The sequence below is a fragment of the Bifidobacterium sp. 2450 genome, assembly GCF_041900695.1.
Lineage (GTDB): Bacteria > Actinomycetota > Actinomycetes > Actinomycetales > Bifidobacteriaceae > Bifidobacterium > Bifidobacterium longum.
This window is the reverse complement of the sequence record NZ_JBHEEA010000004.1, coordinates 111,633-124,891: the sequence shown is the minus strand read 5'-3', so window position 1 is coordinate 124,891 and position 13,259 is coordinate 111,633. Positions and strand designations below refer to the sequence as shown.

The window sequence follows — 13,259 nt, the reverse complement described above, 5'->3', positions numbered from 1 at the left end:
TCGCTGCGTCTACGCTATCCAGCGCTATGAGTATGCTTGATTGGCGTATGTGGGCTGGCGCAGTGTGCGCGAAATCGCCCACACCAGAGACGAGGTAACACGATCATGGTCGCACGATGAGACAGGGTAGGCTTGCCGTCATCACCAACTGACCACGCCCATGCACGCGCGTGGTCACAGAATAGGAGTAATTAGTGGCGAAACCACGCGTATACGAACTGGCTAAGGTTTTGAATGTCGATAGCAAAACCGTGCTTGAGAAGCTTAAGGACATGGGAGAATTCGTCAAGTCCGCTTCTTCTACGATTGAACCGCCGGTAGCCCGGCGTCTGAAGGCAGAGTTCGCCAAGGACAACGCCAAGGGCGATTCCAAGCCCGTGCAGCAGCGCCGCCCGGCCGCACCTTCGGCCCCGGCTTCCGCTTCATCTTCCGCACCGACTCCGGCCGCTCCCGCACGTCAGGCATCGCCTGCCTCGGCACATCAGCAGGCTCCGACTCCGGGTGCACCGACACCGCGTCCGCAGGGCGGCGCACGCCCCGGCATGCCGACCCCCGGCCGCCACGGTCAGAATGACAACCGTGAGAATGGTCGCGATAATCGCGAAGGCCGTGAGAACGGTCGTCAGAGTCGCCCGAACGATCGCCGTAACAACGATCGTCGTAACAACCAGGGCCGTCTGAACAATGGCCAGCCGGGTCAGCACCAGAACAACCGCGGCAATGCTTCGGCTCCGCGCCCGCACGCTCAGGGCGGCGCCGGTGCCAATGGCGGCAATGCCGCTTCAAACGCGATTCCGCGCCCGCACGCTCAGGGCCCGCGCCCGGGCAACAACCCGTTCTCCCGCAAGCAGGGTATGCACACCCCGACGCCGGGTGATATTCCGCGTCCGCATCCGATGGCTCGTCCGACTGCTGATAGCGGTCGTGGCGGTCGTTCGGGCCGTCCCGGCCAAGGCCAGGGGCAGGGCCGCGGCTTCCGTGGCGGTCGTCCGGGCCAAGGTGGTCAGGGCGGTCCGCGTCCCGGCCAGTGGGGCCACAACCGTCCGGGTCAGGGCGGCGGCTCCCAGGGTGCCGGTCAGGGCGGCGCACGCGGCGGCTTCCGTGGCGGCCAAGGCGGCGGCAGCAACTTCCAGGGCGGCGGAGCCCCGAGCAACGGTCCCGCACGTGGCGGCGGTCGCGGCGGTCGCGGCGGTACCGCTGGTGCTTTCGGACGTCAGGGCGGCAAGTCCTCAAAGGCCCGTAAGAACCGTCTGGCAAAGCGCCATGAGTATGAGGAGCTGAAAGCACCGACCATCGGTGGCGTTCGCATCCCCAACGGCAACGGCCAGACCATTCGTCTGCGTCAGGGTGCTTCCTTGGCTGATCTGGCGGAGAAGATCAACGTCAACCAGGCCGCGCTGGTCACCGTGCTCTTCCACTTGGGTCAGATGGCTACCGCCACCCAGTCCTTGGATGAGGAGACCTTCCAGATTCTGGGCGAAGAGATCGGCTGGAACATCCAGCTCGTTTCCGCCGAGGAGGAAGACAAGGAACTGCTCCAGCAGTTCGACATCAACCTTGACGAGGAAGAACTGCAGGATGACGAGGATCTCAAGCCTCGCCCGCCGGTCGTCACCGTCATGGGCCACGTCGACCACGGTAAGACACGACTGCTGGATACCATCCGCAAGACCAACGTCATCGCACGTGAGGCCGGCGGCATTACCCAGCGCATCGGTGCCTACCAGGTCACCGTGAACCTTGAAGGCGAACCGCGCAAGATCACCTTCCTCGATACCCCTGGCCACGAGGCGTTCACCGCCATGCGTGCCCGTGGTGCCGAGCTCACTGACGTCGCGATCCTCGTGGTCGCCGCCGACGATGGTGTGATGCCCCAGACCGTTGAGGCCATCAACCACGCTCAGGCCGCCAAGGTGCCGATCGTCGTGGCCGTCAACAAGATCGATGTGCCCGGTGCCAACCCGGAGAAGGTCCGCGGCCAGCTCACCGAGTTCGGCCTGGTCCCTGAAGAGTATGGTGGCGACACCATGTTCGTCGACATCTCCGCCAAGCAGAACCTGCACGTCGACAAGCTGCTCGAAGCCGTGCTGCTCACGGCTGACGCTGAGCTGGACCTTCGCGCCAACCCCGACATGGACGCCCGTGGTGCCACCGTCGAAGCCCGACTCGACAAGGGTCGTGGTGCCGTGGCCACCGTGCTGGTTCAGCAGGGTACGCTCCACGTGGGCGATGCCATCGTGGCCGGCACTTCGTACGGCCGCGTGCGTGCCATGCTCGACGAGAACGGTCAGCCGATGGAAGCGGCCGGTCCGTCCACACCTGTTCAGGTGCTGGGCTTGACCTCCGTGCCCACCGCCGGTGACCTCTTCCTGGTCGCCTCCGATGATCGTGCCGCTCGCCAGATTGCCGAGAAGCGTCAGGCCACCGAGCGTGCCGCCCAGCTGGCCAAGCGTCGCAAGGTCGTCTCCCTCGAGGACTTCAAGAAGAAGTTCGCCGAGTCCGAGATCGACATGCTCAACATCGTCATCAAGGGCGATTCGTCCGGTTCGGTCGAGGCACTCGAGGATTCCTTGATGAAGATCGAGGTATCCGACGAGGTCGGCATCCAGGTCATCCACCGCGGCGTCGGTGCAATCACCCAGAATGATGTCAATCTGGCCACGGTCGACAAGGCCGTTATCATCGGTTTCAACGTGCGCCCGAACCGTCAGGTCGCGGACCTCGCCGAGCGCGAGGGCGTGGAGATCAAGTACTACTCGGTCATCTACCGTGCGATCGAAGACATCGAGGCATCCCTCAAGGGCATGCTCAAGCCGGAATACGAAGAGGTCGTCACCTCTCACTCCGAGATCCGCGAGATCTTCCGCTCCTCCAAGTTCGGCAACATCGCCGGCGTTATGGTGCAGGACGGCGAGGTCAAGCGTGGTACGAAGTGCCGTATCCTGCGCAACGGCGTGGCCACGGTCAACGACCTCGAGATCTCCTCGCTGCGTCGTTTCAAGGACGACGTTCAGTCCGTCAAGGAAGGCTACGAGGCTGGTATCAACCTCGGCACCTTCAACGACATTGAACTCGGCGACATCATCGAGACCTTCGAGATGCAGGAAGTCGAGCGCAAGTAGTCATTGTTAAGCCCCCTCTGACGAGGGGGCTGTCAGCCGCAGGCTGACTGGGGGAGAGACATGGTAGTTCCATGATTTTCTCTCCCCTAGCCTCACTGCGTTCGGCAGCTCCTCGTCAGAGGGGGCTCAAGTCTAGAAAAGGAAATTCCTTTGGCAGGAACCAACCCGCGCGCCGCACGTATTGCGGCCTTGATTCAGCGTGTCGTCGCCTCCTCCATTGAGCGCGAACTGCATGACAAGCGACTCGCCAGCATCACCGTCACCGAAGTTCGTGTGACCAACGATTTGCAGATCGCCAAGGTCTACTGGACCCAGCTCGGCCACGAAGGCCATGAGGAAGGCGAACGCAAGCGCGCCCAGCAGGCCCTCGATCAGGCCAAGGGCCACCTGCGTTCTCTGGTGGGCCGCAAGGCTGGCCTGCGCCTGACTCCGCAGCTCCAATTCGTGTTCGATGAAGTGCCCGGCGAGGCTCACGAGATCGAAGACATTCTCGCCGTGGCCAAGAAGCGTGACGAAGAACTTGCCCGTGCTCGCGCCACCGCCCAGTACGCCGGCGACGCCGATCCGTACAAGCACGACGACGAGTCCGAAGCCGAGGGCGATGAGTTCGAGTCCGACGAGGAGTAGTGTGCTTCAAACAACCCCCAGCGGCCTACTCATCATCGACAAGCCGCAAGGCGTGACCAGTTTCGACGCCGTTGCCGCCGTGCGCGGCGCGTTGCACATCAAGAAGGTCGGTCACGCCGGCACCCTTGACCCCATGGCCACTGGCACGCTGGTCATCGCCTTCGGCCACGCCACACGACTGCTCAACGCCATCGTGGCGCATGACAAAACCTACGAGGCCACCATACGCCTCGGCCTGCGTACCACTACCGACGATGCCGAAGGTGAGGTGCTTGTTGATGATGAAGCCCGCTCCCGCTGGCAAACGCTATCAGCGCAGCTGACTGAGGGCGGCCAGAGCGGCGAACCAACGGCGCTACCAACTGCCTCATGGCAAGATCTGCTCATACGCACCATCGCCACCAATTTCACCGGCGATATCGAACAAGTCCCCAATACGTTTTCCGCCATCAAAATCAACGGCCAGCGTGCCTACGACTTGGCTCGCGAAGGCAAGGATGTGGAACTCAAACCCCGCCCGGTCACCATCAGCGAATTCACCGTGCTGAATATCCGCAGCGGATTCGTAGCAGGGGAGCAGGCCGCTGAACCATTGCGGGAAGACGCGAACATGGGCGTGGTCCCTGTACTTGATGTTGACGTGCGGATCAGCTGTTCATCGGGCACCTATATCCGCGCGCTCGCCCGCGACCTCGGCAACGAACTTGGCGTTGGCGGATACCTGACCCGTTTGCGCCGTACGCGAGTCGGCCGATTCGCGTTGCCGGACGATGCCAGCGGACTTATCGCCTCTGAGGCGATGCTTGACACGCGAACCCATACCGTCACCGCACATACCGATCAGAAGACGTTCACTAATCGGGAAGGACAAACCGTCACGCGCAACAAGTGCGTATTGGACACTCCTGAAGGTCTTGCCGGTGACGAGCGCCGCAACTGGCTGCTTGACCATGCCCTCACCATGGAACAGGCCGCTCGAGGTGCGATGCCGGCGCTTGACATCACTCCTGAGGAGGCCAGCGAATTACGCTTCGGCCGCCGTATTGAGCGTACAATCAGCGAGCTCACTGCCGCCATTGTGCCGCAAACGCATGATGTGGCGGCGATTATCGAGCGTGCAAACGCTCATCAGGCCAAGCCGGTCACCGTATTCCCCCTCGCGTAAAGTAGACGCGGTGAAAAGTGCAGCTTGATACAGGCCGCGCACAAACAACGCCTATATTGCATGAATAACATCGCACGGATAAAAGGAACAGCACACTGATGGATATCACGCACCTGACCCCTGACGCCGAAGGTTCGATTGAATGGCCCTCGTTCAGTAACGATAAGAAGGCCGTGGTGACATTGGGCGCATTTGATGGCATGCACTTGGGTCATCAGGCGGTGATCAAGCGTGTGGTGGAACTCGCGCACCAGCATGATGCTTTTTCCGTGGTGATTCTGTTTGACCCGCGCCCCGCATTCGTACACGGCTGGGCCGCCTCGCACAATGGTGAGGAACCTGCGGCGCAGAATGTGGATGCCGAAGCGTTGACCAGTGTGGATGATCGACTGCACCGCATGGAACAGTTCGGCGTGGATCATGTGCTGGTGGTGCACTACACGCTGGCCTTCGCAGCCATGTCATACATTTTCTTCCTTGGCCGACTCACCGGCAAGCTGGGTATGCGCACGTTGGTCCTTGGGCAGGATGCCGCCATGGGCAAGGGTCGAGAAGGTGATGTGAAGCATATCGCTAATCTTGCCGCCGCCACCGGTGTATTCGAGCTTGACGTGGTCGATGATCGTGGCCCGGGCGAAGTGCGTATTCCGCGTGATTTCAAGCCGGAAGCCCCAAGCGAATGGGGAGAGCCCGTCGATCCGCTGGCCAATGCCACCAAAGCCGAGCGCCGCGCATGGAGCAAGAAGAACCAGGCCAAGGCAATGCGCGCCTGGAGCTCCACCAATGTGCGCTACCTGCTGGCTCATGGCCGAATCCAGGACGCCAACGCCATTCTGGGCGCTCCGCACACCATCGAAGGTGAAGTGGTGCACGGTGAGGAGCGCGGCCGCACCATCGGATTCCCCACCGCCAATCTTGGCTCCGACATTGCAGGCTACATTCCGGTCGACGGCGTCTATGCCGGTTGGCTGGTAGATGGTGAAAACCGTTGGCCTGCCGCCATCTCCATTGGCACCAAACCCACCTTCAGCGAGAAAACAGGACTCAACGAACGCGTGGTGGAGGCCTACTGCATCACTGACGAATGGATTGACCTGTACGACCACAAGGTTCGCGTCGAATTCGTCGGCTTCCTGCGCCCGCAGGTCAAGTTTGATGGTCCCGACCAACTCGTTGACGAACTCAAGCGCAACGTCGAAGAGACCAAGCGTCTTACTGCCTGAGGTATATCTCGGGGCTATTTACGCACTCCCAAGGCGTCTAATGCGTCGGACAATGTGTTGGACTCCACCAGCCGAAGTCCCTCGACATGCACCGGCTTGCGCAGAGGAGGAATGACCGCCGTCGTAAAACCAAGGCGCGCGGCCTCGCGAAGGCGATATTCCATACGCGGTACCGGGCGCACCTGACCGGTCAGGGAAATTTCCCCGATGGCGCACGTGGCTCGCGCAATGGGTTTTGACGTGGCGGCGCTCGCCAGTGCCGCCACTATCGCCAAGTCGGAACCAGGCTCCTTGGCCTGGCCCCCGGCAATAGTGGAGATATACAGGTCGTTGGACAGCAGGTTGAGCTTGCTGTGACGGTAGAGCACCGCGACCAGCATGGCGATACGGCTGGGGTCCACGCCATTGACCGCACGTCGGGGTGTGGGCAGCACCGACGTGGTGACCAGAGCCTGTACTTCGATAGGCAGGCTGCGATGCCCATCCAATGTGAACGTCACGCAGGTGCCTTCCACGGGTGCCGCGTTGGCCGCATCAGGGCCGTCTCCAGACAGGAACAATCCAGCGGGATCGGTGACCTCTTCGATGCCCTCACCGCTCATGTCGAAACAGCCGACTTCATCGGTCGGACCAAAACGATTCTTCACCACTCGCAACATTCTCAGCGCAGTCTCGCTGTCGCCTTCGAATTGGCAGACCACATCGACCAGATGCTCCAATGTGCGCGGGCCTGCAATCGAACCGTCCTTGGTCACATGACCAACCAGAAATACGGGAATGTCAAGTGTCTTAGCGGTATCTATCAGCGCGCTTGCCACTTCGCGCACCTGAGTCGAACCGCCGGAAATGCCATCGACCTCCTGCGAGACGATGGTTTGCGCCGAATCCACAATGGCCAAGGCCGGCTTGTTCTGTTCGATCAGCCCCAATACTGTGGACAGATCGGTGGTGGAGGCCAGTAACAAGTTCGGCTCCACCGCATTGATGCGGGAAGCGCGCAAACGAACCTGCGCCTGTGATTCCTCGCCGGAAATGTACAGCACGGTGTTGGCGTGCGTTGATGCTGTGTTGCCCTGTGTCGACACCGTGTTTGATGTGCCGCCCTGCGCCCGGCCCGACTGTTGGGCAGACCACTGACCTGCCCCTCGGAACGTACTGTCTCCCGCCACAACACGCGCGATATTGCCGGCCGTCTGCAACAGCAATGTCGACTTGCCGATACCCGGTTCGCCCGCTATCAGCGTCACTGAACCCGGCACCACGCCACCGCCGAGCACACGGTCGAATTCGGAAAACCCGGTACCGAGCCGCTCGACGCTTTCCGTGCCCACTTCGGTAATCGGACGGGCTGCAGATCTGGCGTTGTTGGCAACCGTAACCGACTGCGTGCGTGATGTTCGGCCGGGAGCGGCCGTGCGAGAGCCTGCCGCCGGCCGAGCCTCGTGAAATTCCTCGACCGTGCCCCACTGACCACACTCGGGGCAACGGCCGTACCACTTCGGCCCGTTCCAACCGCATTCGGAACATACGTACTGCACACTTGATTTCGCCATGGTCTCACCCTAACCCAAACACCAGCGGGCGGTAAATTTTTACCGTTCACAAGAGTTTCACGCGGCTTGCGTACAACGACTAAGATCACGGCCGCCTAGCGTCACGCGGCTGTGAGAGAATCGGGGCATGACTAATAGTGAGAACTCCTCGACCACGCAATCCCATGGCAAGTTGATTGCAGTGGTGGTTGCCGCAGCTGTTGTGATTATCCTGGCAGTGCTTTCGGCCTTTGTGTGGCCGGGTTGGGCCATCCAGAAGAATGATGGCACCTCCACTACCACCCAAAACAGCCAGCAGAAAACCGAATCATCCGAGCCGACCAAGCCGACCATCGACGCCACAGCTTTGCCGGATGATGCCAGTGAGCTGTTGAAGGCCATGCCGGACAGCGTGCTGAATTACGCGCGTACCAAGGCGGATGCCTCCACGACGTGGAATCCCGCGTCGCCGCTCGAGGAGTACACTCTGACCTACTCCACTGGTGATGCCGCCAAGGATGTCACGCTGGTCGCCGCGCAGTGGTCGTCGGCGGACAATGCCAAGACCCAGTACGATGCGTTGGTCGCTGCGCAGACCGGCGATGAGTCGGCATCCGGCAACGTCAAGGTTTCCGGCAACGTCACGGGCGCGTACGTGGTGAAGGCCGATGCCTCCAACAGCAAGAACGCCGTTGCCATCTGGCAGAACGATACCGTGGTCTTCCAAGCTACCGGCACCAAGGAAGCGGTCGATCGCTTCTACCAGAAGTTCCCGATGTAGTATCTAGTATCGGCTGTCAGCTGCTGCACAAACTTATGAACGTTGGGGCATCCACATTGCTGATGTGGATGCCCCAACTGCGTTCAGGGCATATGCGGACTATCGGCAACATACTGGTTCCCTCTGTCTGGCAACACGTGTACTATAGTGCGAGTTGCAACTTTTACGATTAATCGGAATGGAGGCTTCAGATGGGTTCTGTCATCAAGAAGCGCCGCAAGCGGATGAGCAAGAAGAAGCACCGCAAACTGCTGCGTAAGACCCGCCACCAGCGTAAGTAGTCTTACCTGCAATCAAGGCATTAGAAACCCCGTGATCGTTATGGTCGCAGGGTTTCTCTTTTGCTTGGCTCTTTGCCTTGTTCGGGCAACAGTAAAGCCCGCACCTGCGATGTGCAGATGCGGGCTTGGAAAAGCTTAGTGATGTGAGACGATCACTTGTTGGCGTTGGTCATCACGCGCGGGCCGTTCGGATCGCCGACGATGACCTTGTCGACCATGTTGAGGAACAGGCCGTGCTCCACCACGCCGACCGTGTTGATGAGGTCTTCGGCCAGTTCCTGCGGGTGATCGATGCGCTCCAGGTGCAGGTCCACCACGAAGTTGTTCTCGTCGGTGCGCACTTCCTTGCCGTCGGCGTCAAGACGAAGCACCGGCTTGTAGCCGCGGGCCTCGAACTTCTTGATGACATGGCCAGCACCGAACGGAATGACCTCGACCGGCAGCGGGAACTTGCCGATGGTGTCCACAACCTTGGACTCGTCCACGATCCACACGATCTGGTTGGAGTTGGTGGCCACGATCTTCTCCCACAGCAGAGCAGCGCCGCCGCCCTTGATGCCGTTGGAGTTCTTGTCGACTTCGTCGGCGCCGTCAATGGTCACGTCGATGTGGTCCACGTCGTCGATGTCCGCGATCTTGATGCCGTAGCTCTCGGCCTGGGCCTGCGTGCGGCGAGACGTGGTCACGCCAGTGAACTCAAGACCTTCCTCCTGATGACGGCGGCCGAGCTCGTCCACCAGGAACTTCACGGTCGAACCAGTGCCGAGGCCTGCGATCATGCCGTTTTCAACGAGCTTGGCGGCTTCGATGCCGGCCGCCTTCTTCAGCGCATCCTGCTGTGCCTTATCCATGGTTTCTCCTTTGCCATCCTTGCCTCCGCCGCACGGATCAACGGCGTGAAGCCTTATCTCCTATCCTAACGCGAATGAGCGATTGTGTGCCATCGTGTCCGATTGCAGTACATATTCGTGTGTTTGGGTGTTAGTGTCGTACGAATGGTGCGTTGGTGATGGTCAGGTTGCCGTCGCCGTCCACATAGCCTTCGATTTCGATGCTGCCTTTGATCGGCATCAGCTGCCCGTTGAAATACGGGCTCGTTTTCGGCGCGGGGGAGAAGGTCAGCGTACCGGATACCGTCAGCCCACTGGGCTTTACGGGGTGTACAGGTTGCGTTGATTGTACAGGTTGCGTTGATTGTGCCGCTAAGTGTGACGAAGACTTGGTCTCCGGCCTTGTGACATCCGTCGAATCCGTCGCCGCAGCTGGTTTGCACAAACTTGCCGCATCCGCTTTGCCGTCCAATACCAATTGCACGCCTGGAGGCACATCGGTGCCATGTGCGTATTCGGAGCCCAGCAGCGACTGCCAGCCTTCAATTGGTAGATAGCCGTTGCGCGCACCTGAACGGCAATCGCCCGCGTAGGTGCGTGCCAGTTCATCGACCAGCTCATTGCCCTCGTTGCCGGCGTGACCTTTGACCCATCGGAAATCTACCGGGCCGGGGCGTTGTGAGATTTCGCGGTCGATCGCCTGAATAAGCTCTTTGTTCTTCACAGGTTTTTTCTGTGAATTTTTCCAGCCGTTCTTCTTCCAGCCTTTGACCCACTTGGTCGAGCAATTGATGGCGTACTGCGAATCCGATTCGATGAGCAATGGCTCAGGGCCCGGATGCGCTCGCAAAGCTTCCAACACTGCGCACAGTTCGCCAATCTGGTTGGTGCCGTTGGTCGCGCCGCCGGCGTCGTAGCCGTGGTCGTCGTGCTTATGGCCGGGCTTGCCGCCGGCGTTCTGCTCATGATCGGCCCAGGCCCAGCCCATTGGCCCGTTTGGATTCCCTAATGCGGAACCGTCTGTGGATACTGTGATAGTCATGTTCTCCACCCTAACGCAAGCTGTGCAATCTCTTGCTGAAGTGGGGCTGCCCAGCGCGAGGCAAAACAACGTAGTGAAGAGTGTGAATAACATCACACCTATTGACTTTGCTTGAAAAACATGCCATCGCGCGCGTGAATAGGTGAGCGCTCACAAGAAAAACAAGACATTTCCTCTCTGCGGGTGAGGTCGGCAACAATGGCGCATCCGGTATCTGGAATGAGAATAAGGGACTGTACAAAACCAGTGACGGCAACGTCGAAATCCTCAAACCAGAGGCGGACGACACCTATCAGGAGCCGAACTGGGCGAATAAGTGCACTAACAAATATGGCAGCAGCATCAGCGGTAAATCATCCGGTCTCAACTTCGACGTATCGAATCCGGCTGACGGGGCGTCGGGCAAGCAGCCGACCTATTCCGGCAATATCGTACGCATCTCGAATGGCAGCGGTACGGCGAACCCGGATACCGACACCGCTCATCTTGAATGGCAGGGAAGTTTCACCATCGTCTATTACGGTGGCATGACTTACTGGACGCTGACCAATCCAGTACTGGATATTAAAGGATGGCAAGGGCACTATCACGGCCACGGCCGCATCCAAGGGCACCATGCTTATCGCAGACAACGCCAAAACCGTGGCACTCGGTTCAGGCGGCATGGCCTTGGCTTCCGGCCTGCCGCTCGGTCTTGGCTGGTTCATCCGACGCCGCTTAGGATTGGATGCCTCCGACATTCTGGACCGTAAGCTCGGCTTGAAGTAACGGCTGGTTCGGGTGTGATTACTGTCGTGTACGGATCATGACAACAGCGCGAAGGTCCTCATCGGTTTACGTCGATGAGGACCTTCGCGCGCATTAGGGGAGTCTGTTGCGGGTTGCGCTACGCGGGTCATGCTGCGCGGGCGTGCTATGCGAACAAACTACGCGAGCAAGTCGTTCAGTGCCTCGGCAATCGTCGGATGCGTGAACACCATATCGCGCAACGTGCTGGCCGGCGTGTCAAGATCCATCGCCAACTTGACGATATTGATCACCTCGTGCGACTCGACGGAAAGCATCATCGCACCCAGAATGCGGCCAGTATTGCGTTCCACAATCGCCTTCATCAGACCATCCGGTCGCCGCATTACCTGGGCCTTCGGCACAGCGGCCACCGGCAATCGCTTGACCACATAATCCAATCCAGCCGCCTTCGCCTCGCGCTCATTCAATCCCACGCGAGAGTAAGGCGTGGCGAGGAATGTGCTCGACGGCACATGCTTGCGGTCCTTCACCGTGTACGGACGGTCGGAACCATTGAGCTGCGACCACACCACGCGATAGTCGTCCAGTGAAATGTACGTGTGCTGCGGGCCGCCGTTCACATCGCCCAGAGCCCAAATGTCGGTTGCTGTGGTGCGCAGAAGCTCGTCGACTTTCACAGCACCGCGTTCGGTGAGCTCCACGCCAGCCGCCTCAAGATGCAGTCCCTCGACGTTCGGCGTACGTCCGGTGGCCACCAGTACCGCGTCGGTGGTCAGGCAGAATCGGGCTTCAGCCGGTTCGGCGAACCGCGGCTCGCCATCGTCTGATAGTTTCGTTTGAACGTGTGACATCGTGGCGTGATCGGTCGGGTTGCTAGTGGGGCTGGTGGTTGTTGCAGTGTCGGTGGTGCCGGTGGCGTCGGTGGCACCGGTGATATCGGTATGAGCGTTCCCGGTGCCGGCGGGGGTGGAATCGCAAGCTTGCGATGCGCCGCGAGTCATACCCTTCACCGCAACGGACAACCTGACGCCGCCGTCAGCAGCAGGCGCGATGGCCTTGGTATCCGCGTTGAACAGGAACTTGACGCCCTGCGCTTCCAACTGTGCGCGAATCGCGGCCGCCACATCCGCATCCTCGCGCGGCAGGAACTCGGCATTGTGCTGCAGCACGGTAACCGCCGTGCCGAAATCGGCAAACATCGAGGCAAACTCAAGTCCAATGAATCCTGAACCGATAATCACCAGTCGCTGCGGCATATCGTCGAGATCCATCAGTCCAGTGCTGGTGTAGACGCCGGGCGTAGTGCGGATACCGGGAATATCCGGAATGCGCGGCGTGGCACCGGTATTGATGAAGATCTTGCTGGCGGTCACGGCGACCGGGCCCTCAGCGGTGGCGATTTCCACGCTATGAGGGCCGGTGAAGTAAGCGCGGCCGGTGATTACGGTGATGTTGTCTTGGTCGGCGAGCTTGTGATAGTTCTTGTCGCGCAGCGTCGAAATGACGCGGCGCTTCTCCTTGATAGCAGCCTCGAACGCTGCTTCGCGGGTTTCGGGAGTACTGTTCGCGCCATCCCGCCGCGCCTGTTCGGCGGACAAAATCAGTGACTTGGACGGCAAGCATCCGATATTGATGCAGGTGCCGCCGTACATGTTGGCGCTTGCCTCGGCGACGACGACCTTGCGGCCGGCTGCGCTGAGCTTGGCGGCCAAGGTTTTGCCGCCCTTGCCGAATCCGATGATCAGGGCGTCGGTGGTGATAGTGGGGGAGGTGCTGGGTGTGCTGGCGGCATTGGGTGTGCTGGTGGACATGGTCACTTCCTTACATATTCGAGTGATAAGAGTGCGTTGTGCTGATACGTCGTGCGCCGTGCTGATGTGTTGTGTGCCGTGCGGCGTCTGTTTTC

Annotated in this window: 11 protein-coding genes; 7 read left to right on the top strand and 4 right to left on the bottom strand. The window is 60.2% G+C overall.

Going from position 1 to position 13,259, the window contains the following annotated elements; genetic code table 11:
• The first annotated feature begins 194 nt into the window (after positions 1-194).
• From infB to ACEUKI_RS02810, 4 genes are all read left to right on the top strand, one after another.
• Positions 195-3,122, top strand: a complete 2,928-nt coding sequence (gene infB / locus ACEUKI_RS02825; RefSeq protein WP_374156473.1) for a translation initiation factor IF-2 — start codon at positions 195-197, stop codon at positions 3,120-3,122.
• Positions 3,123-3,272: 150 nt separating this feature from the next.
• On the top strand, positions 3,273-3,749 hold the full coding sequence (rbfA, locus tag ACEUKI_RS02820) for a 30S ribosome-binding factor RbfA (RefSeq protein ID WP_080785875.1): 477 nt from the start codon (positions 3,273-3,275) through the stop codon (positions 3,747-3,749).
• A 1-nt stretch (position 3,750) separates the two neighbouring features.
• Complete coding sequence (locus ACEUKI_RS02815; RefSeq protein WP_115770663.1) at positions 3,751-4,914, top strand: tRNA pseudouridine(55) synthase TruB; 1,164 nt, start codon at positions 3,751-3,753, stop codon at positions 4,912-4,914.
• 98 nt (positions 4,915-5,012) lie between these two features.
• Complete coding sequence (locus ACEUKI_RS02810) at positions 5,013-6,137, top strand: riboflavin kinase (RefSeq protein WP_115770662.1); 1,125 nt, start codon at positions 5,013-5,015, stop codon at positions 6,135-6,137.
• 14 nt (positions 6,138-6,151) lie between these two features.
• Here the strand turns inward: ACEUKI_RS02810 and ACEUKI_RS02805 are convergent, their stop codons facing one another.
• Entirely contained in the window at positions 6,152-7,690 is a 1,539-nt protein-coding gene (locus ACEUKI_RS02805) for a DNA repair protein RadA (RefSeq protein WP_374156472.1), read from the bottom strand.
• Positions 7,691-7,817: 127 nt separating this feature from the next.
• Here ACEUKI_RS02805 and ACEUKI_RS02800 point away from each other — a divergent pair, with 127 nt between their 5' ends.
• Both ACEUKI_RS02800 and ACEUKI_RS02795 read left to right on the top strand, forming a co-directional pair.
• Complete coding sequence (locus ACEUKI_RS02800; RefSeq protein WP_181896281.1) at positions 7,818-8,450, top strand: hypothetical protein; 633 nt, start codon at positions 7,818-7,820, stop codon at positions 8,448-8,450.
• Positions 8,451-8,641: 191 nt separating this feature from the next.
• Entirely contained in the window at positions 8,642-8,731 is a 90-nt protein-coding gene (locus tag ACEUKI_RS02795) for a 30S ribosomal protein bS22 (protein ID WP_004268639.1), read from the top strand.
• A gap of 152 nt (positions 8,732-8,883) precedes the next feature.
• Here ACEUKI_RS02795 and rpiA read toward each other — a convergent pair whose 3' ends face one another.
• Both rpiA and ACEUKI_RS02785 read right to left on the bottom strand, forming a co-directional pair.
• Positions 8,884-9,582, bottom strand: a complete 699-nt coding sequence (gene rpiA, locus ACEUKI_RS02790) for a ribose-5-phosphate isomerase RpiA (protein WP_374156471.1) — start codon at positions 9,580-9,582, stop codon at positions 8,884-8,886.
• A 130-nt stretch (positions 9,583-9,712) separates the two neighbouring features.
• On the bottom strand, positions 9,713-10,549 hold the full coding sequence (locus tag ACEUKI_RS02785; protein ID WP_374156470.1) for a ribonuclease H: 837 nt from the start codon (positions 10,547-10,549) through the stop codon (positions 9,713-9,715).
• A gap of 669 nt (positions 10,550-11,218) precedes the next feature.
• Here ACEUKI_RS02785 and ACEUKI_RS02780 point away from each other — a divergent pair.
• Positions 11,219-11,371, top strand: coding sequence for a hypothetical protein (locus ACEUKI_RS02780; RefSeq protein ID WP_186289937.1), 153 nt, complete (start codon positions 11,219-11,221; stop codon positions 11,369-11,371).
• A gap of 158 nt (positions 11,372-11,529) precedes the next feature.
• Here the strand turns inward: ACEUKI_RS02780 and ACEUKI_RS02775 are convergent, their stop codons facing one another.
• Positions 11,530-13,164 carry an FAD-dependent oxidoreductase gene (locus tag ACEUKI_RS02775; RefSeq protein WP_144169761.1) on the bottom strand — a complete coding sequence of 545 codons (1,635 nt, stop codon included), beginning with the start codon at positions 13,162-13,164 and terminating at the stop codon, positions 11,530-11,532.
• Between the last annotated feature and the right edge of the window lie 95 nt (positions 13,165-13,259).